Source organism: Akkermansia muciniphila (assembly GCF_900184965.1).
In the GTDB taxonomy this organism is placed as follows: domain Bacteria; phylum Verrucomicrobiota; class Verrucomicrobiia; order Verrucomicrobiales; family Akkermansiaceae; genus Akkermansia; species Akkermansia muciniphila_A.
In genome coordinates this window covers 1-24731 of the sequence record NZ_FXYA01000198.1, presented here as the reverse complement: position 1 = coordinate 24731, position 24731 = coordinate 1, and the positions used below count along the sequence as shown (strand labels likewise).

General features: G+C 52.0%; 17 protein-coding genes. 2 read left to right on the top strand and 15 right to left on the bottom strand.

The window, feature by feature from the left end:
- Positions 1 to 110: 110 nt before the first annotated feature.
- Together CI070_RS06545 and CI070_RS06540 are read left to right on the top strand one after the other, a co-directional pair.
- Complete coding sequence (locus CI070_RS06545; protein WP_179218345.1) at positions 111 to 764, top strand: PEP-CTERM sorting domain-containing protein; 654 nt, start codon at positions 111 to 113, stop codon at positions 762 to 764.
- Between the two features lie 152 nt (positions 765 to 916).
- Complete coding sequence (locus tag CI070_RS06540; RefSeq protein ID WP_094135970.1) at positions 917 to 4618, top strand: LamG-like jellyroll fold domain-containing protein; 3702 nt, start codon at positions 917 to 919, stop codon at positions 4616 to 4618.
- A 296-nt stretch (positions 4619 to 4914) separates the two neighbouring features.
- On the opposite strand, the gene CI070_RS06535 is transcribed toward CI070_RS06540, so the two are convergent.
- The 15 genes from CI070_RS06535 to CI070_RS06470 form a co-directional block, all read right to left on the bottom strand.
- Positions 4915 to 7695: a tetratricopeptide repeat protein gene (locus CI070_RS06535; RefSeq protein WP_094135969.1), complete on the bottom strand. Its 2781-nt coding sequence runs from the start codon at positions 7693 to 7695 to the stop codon at positions 4915 to 4917.
- A 289-nt stretch (positions 7696 to 7984) separates the two neighbouring features.
- The gene (locus CI070_RS06530; RefSeq protein WP_094135968.1) at positions 7985 to 9112 is read right to left on the bottom strand and encodes an AMP-binding protein; all 1128 of its coding nucleotides are present in this window, start codon (positions 9110 to 9112) and stop codon (positions 7985 to 7987) included.
- A 12-nt stretch (positions 9113 to 9124) separates the two neighbouring features.
- Positions 9125 to 9436, bottom strand: coding sequence for a hypothetical protein (locus CI070_RS06525; RefSeq protein WP_012421181.1), 312 nt, complete (start codon positions 9434 to 9436; stop codon positions 9125 to 9127).
- Positions 9433 to 10239, bottom strand: coding sequence for a hypothetical protein (locus CI070_RS06520; RefSeq protein ID WP_094135967.1), 807 nt, complete (start codon positions 10237 to 10239; stop codon positions 9433 to 9435). Before CI070_RS06520 ends, CI070_RS06525 begins: the two co-directional genes overlap by 4 nt.
- A gap of 35 nt (positions 10240 to 10274) precedes the next feature.
- Positions 10275 to 10859, bottom strand: a complete 585-nt coding sequence (locus CI070_RS06515; protein ID WP_094136076.1) for an NADH-quinone oxidoreductase subunit C — start codon at positions 10857 to 10859, stop codon at positions 10275 to 10277.
- Between the two features lie 46 nt (positions 10860 to 10905).
- The gene (gene nuoB, locus CI070_RS06510) at positions 10906 to 11487 is read right to left on the bottom strand and encodes an NADH-quinone oxidoreductase subunit NuoB (RefSeq protein ID WP_094135966.1); all 582 of its coding nucleotides are present in this window, start codon (positions 11485 to 11487) and stop codon (positions 10906 to 10908) included.
- A gap of 358 nt (positions 11488 to 11845) precedes the next feature.
- Positions 11846 to 12187 carry a hypothetical protein gene (locus CI070_RS06505; RefSeq protein ID WP_094135965.1) on the bottom strand — a complete coding sequence of 114 codons (342 nt, stop codon included), beginning with the start codon at positions 12185 to 12187 and terminating at the stop codon, positions 11846 to 11848.
- 47 nt (positions 12188 to 12234) lie between these two features.
- Complete coding sequence (locus tag CI070_RS13090) at positions 12235 to 12426, bottom strand: hypothetical protein (protein ID WP_143245555.1); 192 nt, start codon at positions 12424 to 12426, stop codon at positions 12235 to 12237.
- Positions 12427 to 13544: 1118 nt separating this feature from the next.
- Positions 13545 to 13904: a hypothetical protein gene (locus CI070_RS13555; protein WP_218824889.1), complete on the bottom strand. Its 360-nt coding sequence runs from the start codon at positions 13902 to 13904 to the stop codon at positions 13545 to 13547.
- 118 nt (positions 13905 to 14022) lie between these two features.
- Positions 14023 to 14613 carry a hypothetical protein gene (locus CI070_RS06490; protein ID WP_094135962.1) on the bottom strand — a complete coding sequence of 197 codons (591 nt, stop codon included), beginning with the start codon at positions 14611 to 14613 and terminating at the stop codon, positions 14023 to 14025.
- A gap of 252 nt (positions 14614 to 14865) precedes the next feature.
- Positions 14866 to 15555, bottom strand: coding sequence for an RHS repeat domain-containing protein (locus CI070_RS06485; protein WP_218824056.1), 690 nt, complete (start codon positions 15553 to 15555; stop codon positions 14866 to 14868).
- Between the two features lie 808 nt (positions 15556 to 16363).
- Positions 16364 to 17167, bottom strand: a complete 804-nt coding sequence (locus CI070_RS06480) for a hypothetical protein (RefSeq protein ID WP_094135960.1) — start codon at positions 17165 to 17167, stop codon at positions 16364 to 16366.
- 6 nt (positions 17168 to 17173) lie between these two features.
- A complete protein-coding gene (locus tag CI070_RS06475) occupies positions 17174 to 17983 on the bottom strand; it encodes an RHS repeat domain-containing protein (RefSeq protein WP_094136075.1) in 810 nt (269 codons plus the stop codon).
- Between the two features lie 193 nt (positions 17984 to 18176).
- A complete protein-coding gene (locus CI070_RS13080; RefSeq protein WP_143245554.1) occupies positions 18177 to 18860 on the bottom strand; it encodes a hypothetical protein in 684 nt (227 codons plus the stop codon).
- 13 nt (positions 18861 to 18873) lie between these two features.
- Complete coding sequence (locus CI070_RS06470) at positions 18874 to 24396, bottom strand: RHS repeat-associated core domain-containing protein (RefSeq protein WP_256943530.1); 5523 nt, start codon at positions 24394 to 24396, stop codon at positions 18874 to 18876.
- Positions 24397 to 24731: the final 335 nt, after the last annotated feature.

The following is a 24731-nucleotide window of genomic DNA, read 5'->3' as shown; positions in this document are numbered from 1 at the left end:
CGCTTTTCCCATTTTATAATTTTACGTTGACGCCGGATTCCAAATTCGGTATGACACATACCGTTATGAGAAAAACATTATCTCTCTTGGCGGTTTTGGCCTTGGCCTCCATGGCTAATGCTGCTTCATTTTCCGTTGACCTGTCTCCAACAGGGGCAGGAACCACGGGTGTTTCTTCTTCCGGGATTTCTCCTCAAGATGTCTTCGGTTACAATGTTCAGGAATGGCACGGAACTTGGGAAAACAGTTCCTTGAATGGTCAGGTGGGGTTTGAAGCAGGAACCCTCAAGCTGCAAATTGGAGCTGTGGCGTCCAATAATGCGGGGGGAAATTTTGCCGGACTCAAATTTGAGATGCCGTCCGGGACGGATTCTGCAACTTTGTCTTTTGACATTTCCAAAAGCGCTTCTTGGGGAGGTTCTCTTGGGTCTTTTGAATGCAAATACATTTGCAATGTTTATGGTTTCTCGGATGATGGAACATCCTCAGTCATAGGGACGTGGACGCTGGAAAACGCCAAGACGGCCCTGACGAGCAGCTCAACTTCCGTTTCCGTTGACCTGGATTTGAGAGGAGCGGGGAATTATTCATCTTATGGGTTGATATTCAATTCTATGGAGACTTCCTCATTAGGGTCTGGTGCCGGTATGGCCGCTGACATTACCAATATCAGTCTTTCCGGGGAAGTTGTTCCGGAACCGGCTACGGCATCCCTTGGGCTCCTTGGTTTGGGAGCTCTTCTTCTGCGCCGCCGCAGGGATTGATGGAGGCGGACAAGTGATTTAGCCGGGCAGACTGTGTCAAAGCCGGTTTTGTGAAAGGAGGGGATGATTCATCCCCTCCTTTTTTATCCGCTTTCCACACGGTTTTTTGCTGGATTGATGGACAGGATCGGATAAAATGGCGGACGGTATTTATGGTTAAGGCGTTTTTCAAGAGTGCAGCCTATTTGCTGACAGCGTTTTTTGCGGGAGGCGTCTGTATTTTGCAGGCGGCGGAGACAGCCGGCTTCGGCGTGGACCTGGGCAATGGTTCCGGGACGGCACAGGAGGGCTGGACCAATGTAACCATGCCGGCAACAGCGTCGGGTGGCGCCAATGTATTTGTCGCCGTTCCGTTAATCAGAAATGGTGCGGCGTCTTCTTCATCGTCTGTGGCGGTGGGAGCCTTGTTCGGCAGGATGGTTTCCCTGACCGTCTCCGCTAAATGCAGTTCTGGCGGTTCTTATACTCTGGCGGAACCCAACACCCGATATACCTGGTATGAAGGAGGGAAACACCGGCACAACGGTACGAACGCTGACGCGCCGTCTGCTTTTGAATTTCCCAAAGGCTGCGAAGCTTTCAATACGAGCATGCGACTGAGCGCCAACGGAATGTCGGCCGCTTCCGCTACGGCAAGACTTTCCTTCTCCGGATTCCAGGCGGGCAAGGAATATGCGGTATCTTTCTTCTGCGGGCACAATGCGCCTGCTTATGAATCCATAACGCTGGTCAGCGGATCTCTGGTGAGCGTACGGGGGCTCCAAAGCTCCATGGGGAATCTTTCCGGGAACCGGTTTTCCGGTCTTTCCAATTCATCGGGACAGGACGCCTATCTGGCGGTGGAGTGGAAGGCCTGCGCGGATGAACAGGGCAGGCTGGTGTTTGACGTGACCAAGGAGGCGAACAGCAGCGCTTCCGGCCGCATGGAATTAAATGCCGTTACTGTCAGCACGGATGATTCCCCGGCTCCGGAAGTTCCGGAGCCCCGACCTGTCAGCGTCTTGCACAACAAGGCGCTCATTTTTCTGCCTTCTTCTCTTGCTTTGCCTGTGCCGTCCTCCACATGGACGGCTGAAAACCAGTTAACCTGCGAATTCTGGGTCAGGCCCAATGATGACGCCGTCACGGGAAAAATCATCTCTTTGGGGAATGCGTGTGTTTCCCTGGATCACGGTTTCCTGGCTCTGTCTGCTCCAGATGGGGATTCCGTCGCTTCCGTGAAAGCAGCCGGGGAGGAATTGGCTGCGGGAGCGTGGCACCATGTGGCCGTTTCCGTGGGAGTAGAGGATATATGTCTGTATGTGGATGGTCGGTTGGCTGTTTCCTCGCCTCGGACGCCTTACTTGCAGGCCATGAAATCAGGCTGGAAGGGGATTGTGCTGGAAGCGGGTTTCAAGGGGGCTCTGGATGAACTGCGTTTCTGGAACACAGCCCTGGGCGGGGAGGAAGATGACTTCTTCATGAACGGCCCGTTGTCCCTGTCTCATCCCAGGTATGGGAATCTGGTGGGCTGCTGGCGTCTGGATGGGGATTTCCGTGATGCCAAGTGGACGGAATTCTCGGAAAAAACAGGCAGCGCCTTTGTGCGCCCTTACCAGGCGGTTGCCCCTGAAGGGGCTGAATTCTCCATCGTCACGGATAATGAAACGTTCCGCTACATGCTGGTGACGGCATATGTAAGAAATGTACATGTCATTTATGACTGGCCGTCGCGCGCGCACCTCATCAACAATTCCGATTTAATCTACATCAATTCCGTCACGCCGGCCGCGAATGGCTCTCTCAATTTTCAATATCCGGACAATGACGTGACGGAAAGCTCCGGTGTGGTTTTGCTGCCGTCTGACGGAGAATGTTCCAATGTCCTGGACTTCTCCGGACAGGGGGCTTATATGAGCGTGGGCGGAGGTTTGCTGGGCGCCGGCAGCTCCGGAGCGTTCACCGTGGAAGTCCGCATGGCTTTGGACGGAGACGGTCAGGAGGCGGTGCTGTTTGAAAATGACAACGTTTCCATGAGGCTGGAATGGAAGGAAGGCCATTATCAGGCTCGTATCCAGACAGGGACGGATAAAGCCTGGGTGGCGGATCTGCCTCCTGTGGAGGCCGGCAGGTATTTCTGGCTGGCCTTCGTCAGAAATTCTTCCGCGGGTACGGCATCCTTTTATGTGAACGGGAATGCCGTGAGCACGGCCGCCGCGGATGCGGGGGAAATGGAAGGAACCGCCAATGCGGTCATAGGAAGGGATTTGGACGGCAGGATTGATGAAATGCGCGTGTGGCATGAGGCCCGTGCGACGGCCCGGCTTGGTACGGCTGTGCAGCATAGCTGGGGAGACAGGCTGCTGATGGGCCGCTGGGGGACAAGTGACCAGTTTGGTCATGATACAGCTTCCTGGGTGGAGCATGTGCGTATTCTCCGCAGGCTGACTAAAGGCGTTTCCGGCATGCGGATACGTCTGGGGATATCCGGCGGGAACTGGTCCGCTATGCTGTCTGACGCGAATGCCCGTGCGGCTTTTGCCGAAAATGTGGCGGAAGTTGTCCGCAAGCATCAACTGGACGGGCTGGACCTGGATTTTGAATGGATTGAGCAGAACAACACGGCCGCCTGGAGGAATTACGGAGAACTGGCAAAAGCCATCCGGACAGCCTCTCCGGACATGTTCTTTACCATTTCCCTGCATACTTACTATTATAAATTTCCTGTGGCCTATATGCAGTATGTGGATTACTTCACCTTCCAGAACTATGGGCCCCAAATTGACGTAAACGGATACAACAGCATGGTTTCCGCGTGCGGAGCGTACCGTTCATGGGGGTATCCGGACTCCAAGATCATGCTCAGCGCGCCGTTCCAGGGAACTCCGGGAGCGGGGCAGGGCGCCGATATTCGCGCTTACCGGGATATTGTTTCAACCTGCGCCGGTGTGAGGCAAGACTCTTCCCTGGACTCCGCCAGCTTCAATTACGGCGGAGGCAAAGTGAAGACGCTGCACTTCAACGGTGTGGATACGATCAGGAAAAAGGCCCGGTACATCAATGAACAGCAAGTGGCCGGATTCATGTACTGGGATTTGGGAATGGATGTGGCGGATTCCTCCGGGAAGAACGACTACTTTGACGAATGTTGCCTGCTCCGGGCCGCCAACCGTTATGTTTCCTCCACCGCTTATCCTGATACGCCGAGCCCCTTTGCCCTTTCTTCTGCTGGGGAAACCATCCCTGCCGGGGGCGGCGCCGTGGCGGTGGAAGTGCAGTCGGAAGAGGAAACTCTTGGCTGGGTGGTTGCAGACTGTCCGGACTGGATTTCCGCCTCCGCCGTTTCGGGGATCGGCCGTACTACGGTCATGTTGACGGCAGCGGAAAACAAATCCGTAGCCGGACGGTCCGGAACGGTAATCTTCCGTTCTTCCGACAAACAGGAATGCTCCGTCACCATAACGCAGGATGGCGCCGAACTGACGGGCTACGACAAGTGGGTGCAGGACTCCTTCCCGCCGGATGCTGCCGCGGACCGGACGGCTATGGATGCCGTTCCTGCCGGGGATGGCATCACCAACCTGATGAAATACGCCACGGGGCAGGATCCGCTGAAACCCTGCGGGAGCGTTACGAAAGTAACATTGGAAGAGGGAGAGGACGGATGCATGCATCTGGTGCTGCGCTGGCCTGTGAATCCGCAGGCGACGGACGTGAAGCATGAGGTGGAAGCCTCCACGGACCTGGCCGACTGGATTTCCCTGGGAGAAGTGGAAACCGCCGGAAAGACGGTCGCCGAATTTCGGGATGCGGAACCCGTACGGGAAAGCGGGATGGAACGCCGGTTTCTGCGGTTGAAAGTGACGCGGGAATAACTTCGGGTACGCCTTTTCTGAAAAACTTCCGTTCCTGCTTCCGTTTTTGGAGAGAGCCCTCCCGGCCCGGCGCGGCATGGCCCGGATGAAGGCGTTTCTCGTATCCGTGCCGCGACGGACGGCTATTTGTAAAGACGCGCGAATTTCAAAGGCATTTGCTTACCTTGAAACAGGAAGGGGCCGCTTAAAAAAATCGCGCCCGCTTTGCGCGCTTTTCTGCCGGCTGCAGGAAAATCTTCGGCCAAAGCTTTGTGCTCCACCGCCATTCCGTGGTATTCCCGGAGCGGGAAAGGAGTCTATTTTTTCTTCATGTTGAGTTTTTCCCTCACCCGCTCCACATTGGCGAGGGCGTCTTCATTACCCAGCTCCGCCGCCCGTTCATACCACTTTCGGGCTTCAGACAAGTCCTTGGCTACGCCGGTTCCACGTTCATACATGGACCCCAGGTTGTTCATGCACTTGGCGTCGTCCTGCTCCGCACCCTTGACGTAAAACTGATAGGCCAGCGCCATATCCTGCGGGGTGCCGAGACCTTCTTCATGCAAGTAGCCGAGCAGGAAATGCATGCCGGACACCGCATGCGTCTGGTTCTGTTCCAGGTCGGTCAGAATGTTCAGCGCCATTTTCGGATCCGGCTCCATATCCTCTCCCTTGATAAGCAGGCGAGCTTTCTCCACCAGAGCCTCCGGGTCTCTGGTTTCCGCGGCTTTCAGCACATAATCCTTGTGCAGCTCCCTGTTCGGCTGCACGCCGATGCCCAGTTCGTAATAGCGGGCCAGCCTCTTGAATCCGCGTACGTCCTCCTTTTTCACCAGGGCGGTGGCCGCCGTCATGGCAGAGGCCAGGAGCTGCTGCCGTTCCGCAGGCTCCTGAACATTCCCGGCCACGGTTTCATAATAATTGGCCAGCTCGTCCAGAGCTGTCAGGCTGCCGAGTTCCACGGCCTGTTCCCAGAATTTCACGGCTTCCGGATTGATGGTTTTCGGGGCCGGGGCCTGGCGTTCCCTGCCGGACGGGGTCATCCAGGGAGGAACGGCTCCAGCATCCGCTTGAGCATCTTCCTCCTTACCTTTCTGTTCCGGCTTCCGGAGCCACGGCGGAGTGCTGGCGTCCCCGCCGTTCAGGGTCAGCTTGACCTGCTGGTAGGCGGAAGGGGAACCGTTGCCCAGGACCGTCGTCTCCCCCGTATTCTGGGGATAGGCTGCCTGGTTGGCCAGGAAAAGAAGGGAAGGAATATGTCCCCGTGCCGCCAAACCGTGCATCATGGCGCTGTAAGGCTGTAGGTTTTCATTATTGGAACTCCACATGTCCGCCGCGTCCACATGGCCTTTCAAGGCTCCCCGGAACATCCAGGAATCCCCCTCGGCCATGCGTTTTTCCAGGCCGAATTCATAAATGAGGGCGCGGCCGAGCACGTACATGCCGCAGGGATCTCCCTGTCCGGCGGAAAGGCGGGCCCAGGCCAGGGCTTCCGGATAGCCGGATTCTTCGCTCCTGTAACTGAATAACATCAGGTATGCCAGGTCCGCCTGGCTGCGGGCGTCCCCCCCCTGAGCTTTTTTGCGGAGGGCGGCAGTCAGCTGTTCCCACTGTTCCGGCGTGGCGTATTCGGAAATTCCTTTCAGCGTGATAAAATCTCCTGCGGCGGCTTTTGCCAGGCAATCATTCAACAGCGTTCTGGCGGGTTCTGCGGACGGTTTGTCCATTAAGTCCGGGTTTTCCATCTGGGCTAGGCGCAGCCTGGCCAGGGGATGGCCTTCCTCCGCCGCCTGCCTGTACCATACGCGCATATTTTCCCGCGCTTCGTGGGCCTTCCCTACGGAATCCTGTGTATTGGCCAGTTCCTCCTTCCACAGCTCGCCCAACTGTACGCTGGAATCTGCGTCCCCCAGCTGGGAGGCCAGCTCAAGCTCCTTATGCGTCTTGGCGTAGGGGGGAAGCTGGTGGAGTTTTTTTGGGGGAAAGGAAAGCGGTTCCTTCAGGTATGGCATGCCCCGTTCGTCATGAAGGGACAGCAGATCCAGGGCCGCTTTGCGCAGCTCCCGTTCCTGCGGGGGCCGCGCTTCGGAAATCAACTGGGCGTACCAGGCGCAGGCGTTATTGCTGCCCAGTTTCCTGGCCTGATCAAACAGAGGCTGGAGAGATGAGCTTTTCCCTCCACCCGTTTTTTTCTTTATGCCGGCGGAAAGGTCCGCCAGCAGAGTTTCCAGATCCCCTCTGGAGCGCAGTTCCGCCAAGAGCTTTCCAGCCTGTGCCGGGGTGGTCTCCTTCGTCATTTCCGCCAGAAGCCGCATGGCTCCCGCGTGCCCCTTTTCCGCAGCCAGGGAAAGGAATTGAATGGCCGTGTCCCTCCATTCCCTGCCGTCCTTACCGGTGCCGGAAGGGCCGCCGTCCAGGGCAAGGGCCAGTTCCCCTGTTCGCGCCAGAAGAACCGGTTTGGCGTTTTTCCGGTATTTCTTCAGGGGCTCGATAGCTTTGGCGGGGTCTTCCTTCAGCCAGTCCACTTTGATGAAAGCGAGCTGGGCCAGCGAATCCTGATCGCCGGAAGCTGCCTTCTTTTCCAGGGGGGCCAGGTAGCGCCTCAACTCGGCTTCCGGAAGATCCGTGACGGTGTACAGGGCCGTGATGGCGTCCATGTCTCCCTTTTCCGCAAGCTTGCGGCAGCCAGCCAGCCATTCCGCGTGTTCTGGCTGCATGGGGTGCGCCTTGAAAATCCCGAAAATCCCGTAAGGATCCGTCATCATGAGCTTGGGAGCCGGATGGCCGGATGCCGTGGCCGCGTTACGGAAAAAATGCTGCATATGTTCCAGGCAGGCCAGCGGCAGGTCTCCCCGGTTCAGGTAATAAAGACCCATCCAGTATTCCCCGGCCAGCATATTGGCCCGAAAGTCTCCTGCAGCGGCTTTGTCCAGCACTTCCCCGTACGTCCAGCCGCCGTCCATAGGCAGTTGGGAAAGATCCCGGACCGGAACGTATTCCTCCTGCCCGGGAGGATTTGCCGCTGTGGCGGATGGAATGTCCTGGCCATAAGCCGGACCGGAAAAAATAAAGGGAATAAGCAAAAGACGGGCTCGCATGGATCAACTCTTTTCTAGCAGGAAAAACCTCTGCTCTACAAGCGTTTTTCACGTGTCTGAATGTTTAATTATTGGTCATGTCACGTTCTTTTTTTAAGAAAATAAATGGAGTCGGACAGGAAGGTCCCGGAGATGTATGCGGAAGCCCGCAAGGCGGAGGAAAATGGCTTTCCGGGGGGACGGGATGAATGAAGTGGACAAAGGGATGAGGGATTCCAAGCCCGCCGTATTTCTTTCTTCCGTCCGGTCCGGATTCTTTTGATGAATATCCCTGGAAAATGGACTTTTATTAAATTTTCCTCAGTTGTTCCGGATGATCGCTCAACTGGGAACGCAGCCGGTTTCTGTCCAGCTTTCCCATGACTGTGAGAGGGATGGGCGTTTCCATAACGGCGCGGATGCGCTGGGGGCCTGGGGCCGCCGCATTCCATGCGCGGCAGGCCTGCTCCAGAAGGGCGGCGGAAGGACCGCAGGCAACCAGTTCCATTCCGGCGCGCGGATGTGGAACTGCCTCCACGACAGCCTCCGGAACGCTGCGGCGCAAAACGTCCTGGACGGCATCTGGATCCACCAGTTCCCCCAGAACTTTGACAAGTCTGTCCGCCCGGCGCAGAAAGGTCAGCAAACGCCCTTCCAGACGCACCAGGTCGCGGGTGCTCCACCACTCCTGCGGAGCGACCCGTTCCAGGAGAAACCCTCCATGGGGCTGCGTCAGCAGACGGCCGGACAATTTTCCTTCCCCCTGGAAGCGCAGGAGGCCCTTTTCGTCTGTCTGAACTTCCCAATGGGGCAGAAGGGAGAGGCGGTCCGTGTGGTAGGAATTTCCGGGAAGGGCCGTGGCTAATTGGGAGCCGGCTTCCGTCATGCCGTAGCTCTGCACTACAGGCCAGCCAAGGGTGCGCGCTTTCCGTCCCGTCTCCGCGTCCAGCGCGCCGCCGCCTACAATAATGCACTCGGCGGTGGAAGGCGCTCGGAGGCCGAGGCGGACCAGATCCACTACTTGCGTGGGAACCAGGGAGGACCATCTGGCTCCTGAGCTTCTCATCAGGTCGGTATAGGCCTGCGGGCACCACCTACCGCGGAGCGTATGGACGGCGGTTCCGGCCAGGGCCGCGCGCAGATAAATCATGGCGCCCCCCACATGCCAGACAGGCAGCGGACAGCACCAGTCCCCGTTTTCCGCATGCAGATGTTCCAATGCCCCGCGCGCGCATATGTCCAGAGCGCGGCGGGTGAATAAAATGGCTTTGGGAGGCGAACCGGAAGAGCCGGAGGTGGCGAAAGCCGTGATTCCATCCATGCCCCGGCGGGAAAGAAAGGCGGCGGCCTCTTCCGCCCAGCCTCTCAAATGGGGCGGGGCCATCACGCAAGGGCCGTTGCCACGGTCCCAGGGCAGGGGTGTTCCGGAGGCGGGCATGGCAGCGGCAGTTTACCGGAGGGCCTTTCTGCGCAGGGTGTGCCAGCGTTCTTCCATGCGGGGCTTCAAATGGTGTTCAATCCATGCATAAGCTGCTTCCAGGCCGCCTGCTTTGAAAGTGCGGCCTATCTCCGCTTCCACGCCTGTGGCGTTGCCGGTGCGGCGCAGAAAATCATTGCTGGTGAATTCTACGAAAAGCTTGCCGTTGATTGCTCCTTCCTCCGCCAGAATCCATTCCCTGACGTACAACGCCAGAATGGCGTCCCCTACCCATGCCTCCGCGCGGAGGCGTTCTTCTGTAGCCTTGTCCATATGATGGTTCATGAAAATCTGGCAATGGCGGTTTTCCCTCCCAAAGGATCCCTGATGGGAGGAGGAGGCTCGCCGGGAGCCTTGTTTCCGGAGGGGGAAGCCGGTTGGCGGTTTTCCCGCGGGAGCTCCGGCAGGTTGTCCGTGGGCGAGGCGGGGGCTCCCGGCAATGGCGGGTTCTCCTTGACGCCCTGTGGCGCGGGCGCGGCTCCCGGAACCAGGGGCACGTCCAGCACTCTGTCCTGGGCCGCACGGCGGTTGGCGGCGTCCCTGGCTTCCAGGGACTTGCGGAGTGCCGTTTCCGATTCCGAATTCCAGTATCCGGAATCCAGTTCTATATAAATATTGGAATAAGGCAGGGATGTCTTGGTTTTAATGACCAGCACGTTGAACTGCCTGGCCGCGTCTTCGATCAGGGAATTGATCGTGCGGCTCATCAGTTCAAAATGCTGGCGCCCAGGAAGCATTTTATTGATATTGTTGCGGTAACTCTTAATGCCGGGAGCATAGTCCTCCGTAACGCTGCGCAGCTCCGAGCTGATCATGATGCGGGGCACCACGTGGGCTTCCTCCTCCAGCATATTCAGCACATCCAGAAGCACTTCGTCCGACGTTTTATCGGAAACCATGGTTCTGATGCCGGTTCCCGTGTAGGCGGGAAAGGAGGATTCCGCAATGACAATCCAGTTTCTGGCCCCCACGATGGCCAGGTTTTTATATAACTGCTCCTTCCATTCCCGTTCTGCCGGGTTGGCGTCTTGGCAGCCGCTGAGCAGGCTGATGATGCATATGGGCAGGATGAAGGGGAGTCGGGTCATGGGTGGGACCCCGCCTTGCGGGGCTGGAAAATGGGCTAGAATTTATGGGACCGGGGTTCGCGGCAGGCGCTGGGGCAGCGGCCTTGTTCCGTAGCGAACGGCGCTCCCTGGGTGGGAGCCGCCTCCGTAAAGGCGACGCCCGGCAGTTCAGTAGGTACGCCTTGAACGGGGAAATCCTTTCGCAGGGGGAAGTAAGGATAGCCTTCCCACATCAAAATGCGGCGCAAATCAGGATGGCCTGAGAACCTGATGCCCATCAGGTCCCATGCTTCACGTTCGTGCCAGTTGGCGGACTGGAAAATTTCCGTGACGCTGGGCACTTCTTCGCCGTCGTCCACCTTCGTCTTGAGGCTCAGGTTCGCGCCTGTTTCCGACTGCGTCAGCGTGTAGTTGACTTCAAAGCGGGGGCTTTCCCCCATATTGTCCACGGAAGAAAGGTTAACCAGCATATCAAACCCGGCGGAATCCCGCAGCCAGCGGACGACATCCGCCACAGCCTGGCGCGCGACGGTCAGCGTAATATCTCCGCGGAATTCGTAGCGGCCCGTGATGACGTCTTTCCCAAAGCGGTTTTGGGCGTTGTCTGCGGCGGTTTTAATCTGTGATTCTAGAGAAAGCATGGAGAAAAAATGGTAAAAGTGGAACGGAAGAAACGTTTGAAAAAACTTACTCAAGAGGCATTTCCGTGTTGACCGGGACGGGAGCGTTGGCTTCGCGAGGCTCTTCCTTCTTGAAGAAGGTGCGTGCGGGCTGCTGGGTATCCATCTTCTTGCGCAGGGTGAGCAGGGCTTCCAGAATAGCCTCCGGACGGGGCGGGCAGCCGGAAATGTAAACGTCCACGGGGAGAATCTTGTCCACGCCCTGGAGCACGGAATAGGAGCGGAACATGCCGCCGGTGGAAGCGCACGCGCCCATGGCGATGCACCACTTGGGTTCCGGCATCTGGTCCCAGATGCGGCGGACGGCCAGGGCCATTTTATAAGTGACGGTGCCGGCTACAATCATTACGTCCGCCTGGCGGGGGGAAAAACGCGTTACTTCCGAGCCGAAGCGGGAAAGGTCATACCGGGAACAGGCCACGGCCATGAATTCAATGGCGCAGCAGGAAAGCCCCATCGGCATGGGCCAGAGGGAATTTTTACGAATCCAGTTGATGGCGGCGTCCAGGGTGGTATAGACAAAATTGCCTTCCGCATTGGAGTCCAGTACTCCCGTTTCGTAAATATTCGGTTCGTTCGTGGTGACCATGATAACAGATGATTCTTGCTGAAGCCAGATTAGCGAGATGCCTTCAACTCTCAAGCCTTAATTTGGTTCAGCCATGATTTTCTGCGGCTTGTTCCGGCCCTGTTTTCCGGCCTCACGGGAGGGGGGATGAATAAACCCGCACAGGGTTTCCCCCGTGCGGGTTTTTTATCCAACTATATTACCTATGAAACTCAGAACTCCCCATAATGGGCGGCGGTCTCTCTACCTCCCGTCGCCCGGTTTGTTGCTGATGCAGGTTAGAGCCCCAAACAGGAACATCCGTTCAAAAAGAAGAAAATTGTATGACAAAAAGTCGGAGATATAATTGAAAATTATTGAAAATAAATATATTATATAGCTATTTTCTTTCAAGGGGATGCGGGGCCGGAGCTTCATTTCTTTGTGGTGCCTGTGAAGAAAATGGCGGAGCGGAAAGGACGGAGGGGCCGTTTACGTTTTTCCTGTTCCTGAAGGCGCGGATGGAGAGATGAGCGATCAGCCAGAGGCCCAGAGTGATACAGGCTGCAAGAGCGGACATGCTTTCCGTAATATCCCATAAAAATAGAATGGCCAGTTCTGCCGCCAGCAAAAAAATCCCCAGGAAACGCCAGTACAGTGATTCTCCCTTATGTTTGGCGCGAGGGGAAAAATCGGCAAGAAGGCACGGGATATCCAGAAGAAGAACGAGAAAATCAAGCATGGTATTTGTTATGATAAACAGAAATAGATGGTTCTTCTTTGTTTATCCTATTTGTTCGGTGTTCGGCAGTCCAGGGCGCTGTCTAAAAATAGCCGCGGTATCAGGTAGCGTTCATGGCTGGCGACCGTGCCGTTAACCGTCACCTTCTTCATGTAGCGTCGTCCCTGGTAATCGTAGCCGCACTCAATAATCGTGTTTCCATTCTGGCTGGTGAAGCTCACCGCGCGGTATATAATCAAATAATATTTTAAAGTCCAAAATAATATTATAAATCATCCGTTAATACAGAAAATCCACTTGTTTGTAGAAATTAACTATTACTTTTTCACGGCATTGAAAACTTTTGAAATGTTGCTAAAACAAGATTAAGTAAATTCGAGATTGTGTATTACCATTATTTCCTATTCATCTCAAAAAAACGGAATATAGATTTTATTATTGGCACAATAAGGATCTACCAACTCATTTTAACAAATTTGAAAAACGAATCTCTCAGCTAGGCATGAGCCTTAATTATTTGATTTAGTAAGATATTCCAATATAAAAAGAATATAACATACATAGGGAAAAAATAAATAATGATGAACAGGGATATTGATTTTTTGATGCATTCGTACCAGCTGAAGAATGATACAATATATGACAAGTATGCTAAAAATAGAAATAAAATGCATCTGAGATTTTTATCATCAATGTTACTGGCATATTTGCCCGGCAGCACAAAAAATCTATAGTCATCAGGTAAAATAAGCATGCATCCAAAAAATAAATATACAAATAAAATATAGCTGAAAATAGATTTGCTTTTCTTAAATTTTTTTTCTTGAAAGAAGATATCAAATGATATCATTGTTTCAACAATTTCTTTTACGTTTTTCATAATTATTTATGAACGGTTGTATTTTTTTTCATACCAAATAGACTTATGGAATCAATTTGGACAATTTCTTTGTAATATATTATACGTAGAAAGTAATTTTATATCTTGCTTAATTCCTTAAGCATATTTATATCTTCAACAGTGGAATAAGGTATGATTTCTGGATTAGTTAAATGGATCCCAGTTTTTTTATTTCAATTTTACGCCATATTTCTGTTTGTTTATCTTTATTCCATAAATCAACAGTAGCCCCTACATGTAATGTATATGAAGTACTGAATATTTTATTAGGTATTAACTGCGATATGTATCTATCTTTTCCTAATAAGTCTATTTCCATGTTGATTCTATTTCTGATGAACCTATACAAATTTCAATCACCCTTTTCAGCGATAGGGTCACGATTGATCATCTTCCGTCTTTTGGGTTGTAATAGCGGTAATTGTAATAGACCAGGGCGAAATCATCGTCGTGCATCTAGCCGGACCACTGCACGGGCTGGACGAGACTGCCCGTGGAAGCCGCCTGTCCATAGGGGGAGTAGTCGTAAGCCGCCGCGATACGTCCATCTCCATCGAACACCTCCGTCACATTCTTGTTGAAGTCCATGCCGTAGCAGTAAAGAGAAGCGCCCTGCGCGAGAGCCAGGGGGCGGGTGGCTGTCGGTTCCAGAGGGTCCCACAACAGCGTGCGGAGCACGTTCCGGCTGTTGAGCATGTCCAGGGCGGCTATCTGCAGGTAACCCCGGTACAGGTACCGTTCGTGGCTGGTGATCGTGCCGTTAACCGTCACCTTCTTCATGAACCTTCGTCCCTGGTAATTGTAGCCGCATTCCACGATGGTCGCTCCGTCATGGCTGGTGAAACTCGTCGCGCGTACGCCAACCGTCTAGATGTCCGTTGAGGTGTTGATTAATGCCTGGCCGCACCTTAACCCTACCGTTACTAACTGTGTATTATGACCAGTCATCATAATCAAAAGGGTAATAGATCATTTGTATGGCAATAACTCCAAATACAAGAGCTTTCTCCATATCATAATCAGCGTCAAAAGAAGGTGGAATGATAGGCATTTTTGGTTGTTTTAAAAGGCCGAACGATAATAAACCAATAATCATTCGTAAAAAATACAATATGGTTTGATTCCTGGAAATAGGAACTTCAAACTGACGGTTTCTATTATCGAATACTAGTACTTTTCGTATGAATCTAAAATTTAAATCTTCTTGAAGAAAAAAATCAATATATTGATTTGCTTTATAGGAAAGTCGAATTTTTGCATTATCTGACCGATATATGCAATATACTTGTTTTGTGGTATTAATGCAACAGGAATGTGGATCAATTTGAAGTATCTTAATTTTATTTTCTCCTATCTTGCCTTCGCCTTTGCCTGTTTTTACGAAGTAATGAAGTCTACCTATCGTGTCATATGTAGAATTATCAATTAAGGATAAAACTCTTTTATTTTCTTTTGTATCTAATAAAGTCGCACCAAATTGTAGTTTTCGCCAGTCAATATCCTTCTTATTTTGATTATTAATCATGTGGTTACTATATTATTGCAATAATTGAATCCATGGGGAGCAATACTGGTCTTGCCACTCATGGTTATAGTCTATTTTCCCAAGAGGCCAAATTTTTGCACTAGCCCAAACACGAGCACGCAATGATACACATCCTCTCCCTTTAACTTGAAACTTATCCAAATTAGTAGTCACACAAACTGAAGCTCTAAAGTTAATCCCCCCCTCTAGCACCAACTTCTAAGGAACCTATTCGGCTTGCAGCTTTGGCAATTAACCCAAGTTCCGCATATCCATTAACACATCCCCCCCAGAAACAGTATTGCTACAGGAACTATAACTTGCTGATATACCTCCTGTTGTTCCTAATCTCCCATACCATCCTATTCTGATTTCTGCAAGATTAAAAATATTCAAAGCAGCAGAACCTGCTTCTCTTTCCATTTGAAATGATAATGATACCGCCTTTGAAAAACCTTTATTTCCGTTCTTTTTACAGCATCCTACACATTTCTTATTCTGCAAAATTACACGTATTTTAAAATCATATATGCCAATTTTATTTAATAATTTGTTTTGTACTTTTCCTGCTTTGAGTTCTTTGCGAATGAAATCTCTCTCGCATTGAACTAGGCCAGAAAATCCAGAAGAAATATCATCTTCAACTTCAAAACCTAAATAATCAACATATATAACAGAAACATTCCCAACAAACCCGTACAAATTCCATCCTCCTTCTTCAGCGATGGGATCGCGATTGATCCACCTGCCGTCTTTGGGGTTGTAATAACGGTAATTGTAATAAACCAGAGCGGGTTCTTCGTCGTGCATCTCGGCGGACCACTGGACGGGCTGGACGAGGTCTCCCGTGGAAGCCGCCTGTCCATAGGGCGAGTAATCGTAAGCCGCTGTGACATCTCCCTGCGCGTCGAACACCTCCGTCACATTCTTGTTGAAGTCCATGCCATAGCAGTAAAGGGAAGCGTCCTGCGCGAGGGTCAGGGGGCGTGTGGCTGTCGGTTCCAGAGGATCCCACAACAACGTGCGGAGCACGTTCCGGCTGTTGAGCATGTCCAGGGCGGCTACTTGCTATATCTTTGTCCCATGTAGGCTTAGCGACTTTCCTCCATCGTGTTACTATGAAAAATGAAGTATCTATTTATCGGAATCTCTGTATTCAGGTAATGGATATTTAAAATGAAATATAGTTAATGATGAGTTTTCTGTTGTATTTTTTTTTGTTTTAATATTTCAAAAAGAAATTTAATTATTTTGTTTATAAATAATAATAACAGCAGTAGTAATCCTATAAAAATGCCTAAAATTATTCCGTGCTCAAAACAAATTATGAATGTAATCAAAACAATAGGAATGCAACCTATAATGATAGATATAGTACTAAAAATAAAAGATATATCTGAATCTTTTATATATAGACATGAAAAGGGATGATAAATAAATTAATAAAAAACAAGATATTAGGGGCATAATTGAAATAATTTTTTGTTTATTGTTTTATTTTTTTTCTTTCCAAATATATACTTGTGTCCAATTTCCCATTGGATAGCCAGAAGACCAACTAGGTATTGGGTAATAAAAAAATGAAGTAGCAGATGTTGTATTAGTTGCTTTATATAGCATTTATATAAAATTCATTTCCTTCATTAATAATTTCAATGGAAACATCGCCACGGAACTTCCAACAAAAGTTGGTCCGTTCTTCGCCGTTGCGTGCAGGCAATCGGGCATCCTGGCTTTGGGTGGGGGAGTGTCAATTTTTCCAATCAATTCCGTTGCCATAAGTCCATAAATTATAAATCATCATTTCTTTCCAATTTCCTATTTTGGACCATTGCATATCAATTTTTTCATCATTCAGATAACATGTTATATCGTCATTATCATATGAAGCTTCTATTTTAGAAATACGGTATTCTTCATTATTCAGCTCAGTAAGCCGATTTTTACGATCAAAAAATGTTAATACAATCTTTTGATTTTTTTTCTCATACAAGGCTGAGGCAACTCCACATGGTAAGGCATATGATTTTTTTTCCTTGTCCAAAAAGAACATAATAGCTCTGTCTTGTAGAGAATTGTGTTTGATTATTACACTGGATATTCCCCATTCATTATGAGCAGGTTCCCATAATTCATTGTACCATTGGTGGCACAAATACATGGTTTGTCCGATTTTCAAAACTTGATATATATAAATTGCAGCATCTCGACCACCAAACATACAAAAACTTGGAACAGGCTTTCCTGTTTGCTGGTCTATTTGAATAACATCATATGATCTACCTACTACATTGCCTTTTTTGAATTTGATAACTCCAGATGTCGCTATTCGAATATTTTTCCAAGCTTCAAATCTATCCCTATAATATGGTATCTGTGTATATTTTTTAGTATCATTTAGCTCTTTATTAGTATCTATAAATTTTATTATAGGAAAATCTTGAAATAAATCTGTGGACTGAATTATCTGTTTTAAGGTTGCTATATCATCCTGTGCCTGGACTGTATTTATTATTATAGAGCTAAATATGAATATATTGATGATATTTTTCATGTTTTATTAATCTAATGTCTTATGTCTTTTACTACATTTAGAAATACAATAATCAGTAGAAAATTTAACCATTCCTTTTCCTAAATCATTTTTTAAAAATATTTTTGCATACTCTCCCATGGCCACGCATAATTCAAAACAACTTGAGAATGTCTTTTTCTTCAGCGTTTGATACCGTGTCGCTGCTTCATAAAATTGTTGATACGCAACTTTTTCATCTCTTTTTATATAGACAAAATCAATTATATCTTCAACTGCAGAAATTTTTACTCCGGGAATTTTTGTTCCGGGAGTTACTTTATAAAGTTTAGATACTTTTTTACTAAAATCTTTTGCATATCTAATATTGCTTGCCGCTTGATTAGCACTATTAGCTTCCTTGAAAGCGTTCATGGATGCTGTAACTGTGTTATTTAAAATTTTGTCATTTATTTTCAATCCTGTTGTTTCACAAATGTATATGTCTGTTCCTTCTAAAGTTTGATCGTAAATATAGCCAAGAAATTCTTTTTCCTTATCTTCCAACCCCAATCTATCAACCTGATCTTGAGTGCTGTTACCGAGGAACGCATACAAATTCCATCCTCCCTGTTCGGCGATGGGATCGCGATTGATCCACCTTCCGTCTCTGGGGGTGTAATAGCGGTAATTATAATAAACCAGGGCGAGATCATCGTCGTGCATCTCGGCGGACCACTGGACGGGCTGGACGAGGTCTCCCGTGGAAGCCGCCTGTCCATAGGGCGAGTAATCGTAAGCCGCTGCGACATTTCCCTGTGCGTCGAACACCTCCGTCACATTCTTGTTGAAGTCCATGCCATAGCAGTAAAGGGAAGCGTCCTGCGCGAGGGCCAGGGGGCGCGTGGCTGTCGGTTCCAGAGGATCCCACAACAACGTGCGGAGCACGTTCCGGCTGTTGAGCATGTCCAGGGCGGCTACTTGCTATATCTTTGTCCCATGTAGGCTTAGCGGCTTTTCTTCATCATCTTGCTATGAAAAAACGAAGTATTTATTTATCAGAATTTCTGTATTCAGGTAATGGATATTTAAAACAAGCTATAGTCAACAATACATCTTTAATAGGAGCCTTTATGGATATTGTATTTTCAAATAATCCGTACATTAAATATTTGTGAATATAGCCGCTTGATAAATGAAATACAGCAAAATTAATTTCATTTTTTCTATGAAATTTATTTATTTCTTTCACTTTGGAAATTCCTTTTTCAGAAAGATTTATAATAAGAATAACATTTTTAGGATCTTTCTCATCATTTTTGTAAGACATTTCCACAATATCTTCATTAAATAGATTTACAGGAGAATGGTTGATAAAGCTTAATGAAGGAGGAAAACCTGTGGCGTAGACAGGAATCAATGCGGATTGATTATTGATGATTTCATTCTCTAGAAAAATAGAAATATTTGTATTTTTAATTATGTTATCGTTCGATTCATTGTTTTCTATATTTTCTCCTTTCCATCTCAATAGAATTCTAGTTTTTTCTAATTTATCATTTTCTGATTCTACTGATAGCTTGACTCCAAAAATAAATTCTAACCTTTTTGTAATAATTTTTTGAATATTATCAGAAATTATTTTTGGGACGTAAACTTCATAAATTATATTATTTTCTTTTGCATTTAAGTTAAAAGGAAGAATAATAAATAAAATAATAAATAAAATTTTCATAAATTAATTTCAATTACTTTTTGATAGAAGGAATATACATTGTTTCCATTTTGTATTTAGGTGATAAACAGGTTATTGGGGTTCTACCATATTTTTGTTCTAATTCTTTCAGTTCGTTACAGTTTCTGCAAATGAAATTTCCCTGTATATTGTTTATAAAATAAATATGTTGTTTTAATATACAGTAATAAATAACACAACAATTTTCACTAGCTACTCTCTCTTTGGCATCACATTGATTTAATCCTACGTTACGGGTAGCATTTATTGCAGCCGATTTAATTGCATTATTTATGACTCCAGCAGAACCAGGAGGAAATTGTCTGCCGAGTATATCTGTTTTTAAAATGGGCGTATTCCCAACAAACCCGTACAAATTCCATCCTCCTTTTTCGGCGATGGGATCGCGATTGATCCACCTTCCGTCTCTGGGGGTGTAATAGCGGTAATTATAATAAACCAGGGCGAGATCATCGTCGTGCATCTCGGCGGACCACTGGACGGGCTGGACGAGGTCTCCCGTGGAAGCCGCCTGTCCATAGGGCGAGTAATCGTAAACCGCCGCGATCGTTCCCTGTGCGTCGAACACCTCCGTCACATTCTTGTTGAAGTCCATGCCGTAGCAGTAAAGGGAAGCGCCCTGCATGAGGGCCAGGGGGCGGGTGGCTGTCGGTTCCAGAGGATCCCACAACAGTGTTCGAATCACGTTCCGGCTGTTGAGCATGTCCAAGGCGGCTATTTGCAAATAACCCCGGTACAGGTAACGTTCATGGCTGACGACCGTGCCGTTTTGGGTTACTTTCTTCATGTAGCGCCGTCCCTGGTAATCGTAGCCACATTCCACGATGGTCGCTCCGTCATGGCTGGTGAAGCTCACCGCGCGGTTGGCCGCGTTGTACGCCACTGTCCAGATGCCCGTTGACGTCCTGATGAGCGTCTGGTTGCCCGAGGCGTCGTACGTCGGAACAAAAGGCGCTTCCTCATTTTCTTCAATGCGGGTGTACTGGTTGAGTTCGTTGGCCGCGTAGGCAAACTCCTCCTCTATTTCCTGCGCGGTCTTGCGGTTGCCGATATTGTCGTAGCTGTAACCGTAGGGGGCGGCGCCCAGGGCAGCGCCGGTGAGCTCGTTTCTGCCGTTGTAGCTGAAGCTGTCGCTTCGGGCAGGCTCCGTTCCCCGCCGCTGCGTGCGGGTGACCGGGCGTCCCAGGGCGTCGCAGCTCTGGGTCCGGGAGACGAGCCCGGTTTCCCCCAGGCGGCAGTCTAGGCCGCTGAGCAAATCACGCCGCTGTTCGTAAGAAAGTTCCCGGACGATGCCGTTGGGCATCGCGAGGCTGGAGAGCAGATTGCTTCCCGCCAGGTAGCCGTAGGCGAAGCGTTGCTCCGTTCCCCCGTGCATGATTCCGGCGCTGGCCAGCCGCCCGTCGGCTTCATAGCCCTGGCTGACTTCCTGGAGGACACCGGTTCCCTGTTTCAGGGTATAGCCGGAGGAGCGGCCGTAAGTGTCGTAGTGTTCCTGGAGCTGGCAGGAGGCGCCTTCGATGGTAATGGCGTCGGTATCCGGTTCGTTGTAGGGGGTGTACGTGAGCACGCGCGTACCGGAAGCGTCCGTGACCTGGGTCAGCTGGTTGAGATAGTTGTAGGCATACTGGATGCCGGGCGTGGAGTCGCTGTAGGAGACGGAGTTGTTGACCCCCTTTTTCAGGTTGTAGCCCCAGGTGGTGACCACCCCCCGCGCGTCCGTCAGCGTGGAGCGGAGATTCAGGGCGTTGTAGGTTGTGTCCTCATGCGTCCCGTCCGCCCAGGTTTTGCGGATGAGCAGGCCCGTGGCGTCATCGTAGCTCCACGTGGTGACGTCTCCGTCCGTGCGCCCTGTAGGATCCGTGGTGATGTCGCCGGCGTCCTCCCGGAACGTGGTGAGGCCGGTCATCCTGTCCGCTTCGTCATAGGCGAAGAGCAGGGGCTGGGTTCCCGTTCCCCATTGCGCCGTGTTGCGGCCCCGGAGGTCGTAGCCGTAGCGCGTCGTATTCCCAAGCGCGTTGGTGACGACGGCAGGCAGGTCGAAATAAGGGCTGTAGGCTGTGGCGGTCGTATTGCCCGCCGCGTCCGTCACCGAAACGGTGCGCCCGGCAAGGTCGGTGCGCGTCGTGACCGTGTTGCCCCGGCCGTCCGTATGGGCATAGATGACGCCGGTTTCCGTGTAGGCGCGGGTCTGCGTGGCCGTGACGCCTGCGTGGTCCGTTTGCGAGATGATAAAACCGTCGATGACCGTAGCGGTGGCCGTGATGTCGGAGGTGGGGATGCTGCTCTTTTGCATCCGCAGGGCGCCCGCTCCGTACTCGCTCCACTGCGTGGATATATTTCCCCTGGGATCGATGGAAATGTCTTTGCTTTCCAGCGTGGACGAGAGGGAAGAAAGAAGCGTTTTCCGCGTTTCGTCGCAGGTCGTTCCCCGGCCGTTGTTCCTGGTCGCCGTGACGACCTGGTACACGCCGTCTTCCGCCAGTTCCGCTCCGTAGCTCCACGCGGTGATGCGCGAGTTGGACACGGTGGCCGGATCGGCCAGCTTCCAGGTTTCTTTCGTTCTGTTGCCGAAGGCGTCGTATTCCCACAGGGTCGGGGCCATCGTCGTGGCCGCGTTGCCCGCGTCCGTCTGTTCCTTGATCAGCTGCCCTTTGGCGTTGTAGGTGCGCCTCGTGTAAATGACTCCGCCGACGGTGTTGGGGACGCCCGTGCGCAGGGTTTCCCCGGCTCCGTTGACGATGCTGCGCTGCAGCTCGGTTTCCGTTTCCCCGGAGACGGTTTTCGTGAAGGTTCGCACGCCGTCACTGACCAGGTCGATGGCGTAGATGACGTGCCGTTGCCCCGTCCCGGATTCTTCCAGGACTGTTCCGTCCGGCGCGCTGCGCGTGACGAACGTGGCTCCGGAGGGGGCGGTCCGCGTCGCCGTCAGGCCGTCCCCGCTGTAGGCGTAGGCGGTGACTCGGCCCAGGACGTCCGTAACGGATACGGTTCTTCCCAGCAGGTCGTAGGTGGCGCTTTCCTGCGTGGTCATCGCTCCCGTGTCCCGGCGCGTGGAGAGCACGCGCCCCGCCGCATCCCGGGCGTAGGTGGTGATGGTTTCCGGCGTGACGACGGTTTCCCCGTCCATCACGGCGGAACGCGTGGTTTCCGTCAGCTGGCGCGCCGTGTCGTAGGCGTAGTCCGTCCTGATGCCGTTTTCGTCGGTTTCCCACAGCAGGCGCCCGTCGCACATCAGCTCGCGCCGCGTCACCCGCCCATGGCCCGCCGTCCGCTTCACCCACCGGTTCTGCGTGTCAAATTCGTAGACGGCGCTGCCCGTGAGCGCCCATTCCCCGCCGGTGAGCAGGGCGTAGCTTTCTTCCCGGACGCGCTGCCCTTCCGCCGTGATCCACGTCGTGGTGCGCGTGCTCTGGCCCGGCACGGTTTTTCCGTTGACGCGCGTTTCCACCGTTTCCGTGTAGAGGGCGCCGTGCTCCGCCGCGGCCGCGTAGTCGTGCCAGGTTTGCACGCCGTTGAGGTCCCGGCTGAACCGCGTGCGCCCGCGGGCATGGATGTTGGCGGCGCCGGCCAGCCATTGTTCTTCCGCCGTCAGGCGCGTGCCCGCCACGCCCAGTCCCGTGACCTTTTTTTCCGTCCTTTTGATGTGGTTGGCCGTCGTGTAGTTCCAGGTGGTGGATGTGAGCGTTTTGACATGCCCTTCCAGCGGGAGCAGGTCCACCGTTTCCGTGGCGGGGGCGCCGCTGAAGTTGTCCGTTCCCGAATAGGCATAGGTGTAGCGCGTGATGCGCCGCCCGCTTTCCGCCCACGGTTCGTCGCGGGAGAGCAGGCGCCCGTAAAGGTCGTACGCGTCATGAATTTGGCTGCCGTCCATGGCCATTTCCGTTTTGAGCCTGCCGCACTGGTCGTAGCCGTATTGCGTGGTTCGCGCCTCCGGGGTCTGGTAGCCTTCCGTCAGCGCGAGCAGCAGGTCGCCGACGTCCGTGGTCTGGTAGATGGCGCAGGCGCGCGCCGCCACGATTCCGTTTTTGGAGGTTTCCGTGACCAGCAGCCAGACCGCGTCTTCCGGTTCCAGTTCCGTGCGCGTGCGGAGGGTCGTGACGGCGTCTTCCCCCGTTCCTTTCTTCATGTTCCACGCCAGGCCGCCGTTCCACCAGGTGACGGCGTAGGGCTGCCTGGCCGGCGCCTGTTCCGTGATGGTGAAGCGACCGTCCGCGGACAGGGAGAGGGCAAATGTTTTGAAGGGTGTTCCGGTGACCGTATAAAGCCCCTGTTCATCCGTTCCGGTGATTTGCCCAGGGGTATAGAGCGCGATGGCGTAGCCCGTGGAGGTGACGTTTTCCACGTTGAGCAGGCCGTCCCACAGGTTCCATATCTGCCTCAGCGAGCCGTCTTCGGCATGCCTGACGTCCAGATAGGATGACGCGTTGGAGATGACCTGCCTGTCGGTGGTGGTGTAGGAGAGAAGCTCTCCCGTTTCCGCCGAGAAGAGGTATTGGCTGCCGTCTTCCACCACCCAGCGCAGGCAGGATTGGCCTTCCGCCGTGACCAGCGCCGCACGCCCTCCGCCGCCCGTGTCCACCCCGATGGGCAGCACCGCGCCGTTGGTGTAGCAGCGCATCGCAATTTCCCGGTCGCCCTGCGTCAGAGTGAACCGCGCTCCGGGGACAATGCCCCCTTCGGGCACGTCCAGACGGCTGTTCAGGGGATGGTTGTAGGCCAATGACGCCGGGTTTTCCAGGCCGGAGGTATTTTTCTCAGCCCTCAGTTCCACCCGCCCCGCGGGGATGCCTCCCAGCCCACGGAACGCTCCGAAGTTGCACGACCAGTACATCAGCGTGGCCGTGCTTTCCGCCGTCACGCTGCACCCCGCCGAGCTGTAGTTTCCCAGGACGTTGCTTTCCATTCCCGCCCCGCCAGGACCCGACCGGGAAGGGGTGGGCGGCGTTCCGCCGCTTTCGTCGCACGTGTTTCCTTCGCAGGGACACGGTTCGGGCTCTTTCCTGCCCCCCGGCTCCGTCGGAACCACGTCGATGCTGTAGTTGCAGATGGAGGTGTTGCCGCTGGCCGGCTGGTAGTCGATGTTGGTCTGGCTGACTTCCCAGGTGTAGGCGCCGGAGGGAAGCTGCGCCCCGCCGACTCCCGTGTGGTAGCTGTGCCCCCCCTGCGCTCCCGCCGTCTGCGGGTTTTCCTTCAGATCCACCTGCGCCACCACCTTGCCGCCGGAGTCTTTTACCTCCAGGCTCCCCCAGTCGTCCACCCCCAGGAAGAGCGAGCAGGTGCCGTAAAGTTTTTTGCCGTCCGCTCCTTCCGGGATGGTGAACGTGCCTTGCGCGCTGTAGCCGTCCGCCGGCGTGCTCGGCGGCCCCACGTTCCTTTCCTCATGAATCCGGATCGCTTCAAACGGCAGCGGCGCGGATTCCGCAACTGCCCTCATGCCCTGCGCGCCGACACTGCCTCCCGCTCCAAAGTACCATTTGCGATAAGTAGGAATGGAAGAATGATGAGGGGGATTCATAAGGCATTAAAGAGTTGGGATTAATGAATAAAACAAGATGAGCGCAATCCTCCCATGACCATTTTCTTAATAGGGTTATCCAGAGCCTGTGTCGATAGAATTTTGTTTGAATTTTTATTGTTATTTTCAAAACATGAGAATTTATTCCATGAGAAAATAATATTATAATCTTTACACACAGTGCTTCCTATAAGAGACATTAATATTATCTATTTGTTAGAAAATCTCCCTGATAGATGCCCTCCCTTCCTGGCTGCCGGCAAATCCCCAGGAAAGCGGCTATCTGGTATTTTATTCCTCGCTCAAGGAAACCCGGTAATGAAAAAACTCCCGGC

What these genes read in the sequence shown, in the direction of transcription:
- CI070_RS06480 (WP_094135960.1), bottom strand. Translation starts at nt 17,167, where the DNA reads ATGAAAAATATCATCAATATATTCATATTTAGCTCTATAATAATAAAT.
- CI070_RS06530 (WP_094135968.1), bottom strand. Translation starts at nt 9,112, where the DNA reads ATGCCCGCCTCCGGAACACCCCTGCCCTGGGACCGTGGCAACGGCCCT.
- CI070_RS06525 (WP_012421181.1), bottom strand. Translation starts at nt 9,436, where the DNA reads ATGAACCATCATATGGACAAGGCTACAGAAGAACGCCTCCGCGCGGAG.
- CI070_RS06515 (WP_094136076.1), bottom strand. Translation starts at nt 10,859, where the DNA reads ATGCTTTCTCTAGAATCACAGATTAAAACCGCCGCAGACAACGCCCAA.
- CI070_RS06485 (WP_218824056.1), bottom strand. Translation starts at nt 15,555, where the DNA reads ATGGACTTCAACAAGAATGTGACGGAGGTGTTCGACGCGCAGGGAGAT.
- CI070_RS06545 (WP_179218345.1), top strand. Translation starts at nt 111, where the DNA reads ATGGCTAATGCTGCTTCATTTTCCGTTGACCTGTCTCCAACAGGGGCA.
- CI070_RS06505 (WP_094135965.1), bottom strand. Translation starts at nt 12,187, where the DNA reads ATGCTTGATTTTCTCGTTCTTCTTCTGGATATCCCGTGCCTTCTTGCC.
- nuoB (WP_094135966.1), bottom strand. Translation starts at nt 11,487, where the DNA reads ATGGTCACCACGAACGAACCGAATATTTACGAAACGGGAGTACTGGAC.
- CI070_RS06490 (WP_094135962.1), bottom strand. Translation starts at nt 14,613, where the DNA reads ATGATTAATAATCAAAATAAGAAGGATATTGACTGGCGAAAACTACAA.
- CI070_RS06520 (WP_094135967.1), bottom strand. Translation starts at nt 10,239, where the DNA reads ATGACCCGACTCCCCTTCATCCTGCCCATATGCATCATCAGCCTGCTC.
- CI070_RS13080 (WP_143245554.1), bottom strand. Translation starts at nt 18,860, where the DNA reads ATGAAAATTTTATTTATTATTTTATTTATTATTCTTCCTTTTAACTTA.
- CI070_RS06535 (WP_094135969.1), bottom strand. Translation starts at nt 7,695, where the DNA reads ATGCGAGCCCGTCTTTTGCTTATTCCCTTTATTTTTTCCGGTCCGGCT.
- CI070_RS06470 (WP_256943530.1), bottom strand. Translation starts at nt 24,396, where the DNA reads ATGAATCCCCCTCATCATTCTTCCATTCCTACTTATCGCAAATGGTAC.
- CI070_RS06540 (WP_094135970.1), top strand. Translation starts at nt 917, where the DNA reads ATGGTTAAGGCGTTTTTCAAGAGTGCAGCCTATTTGCTGACAGCGTTT.
- CI070_RS06475 (WP_094136075.1), bottom strand. Translation starts at nt 17,983, where the DNA reads ATGGACTTCAACAAGAATGTGACGGAGGTGTTCGACGCACAGGGAAAT.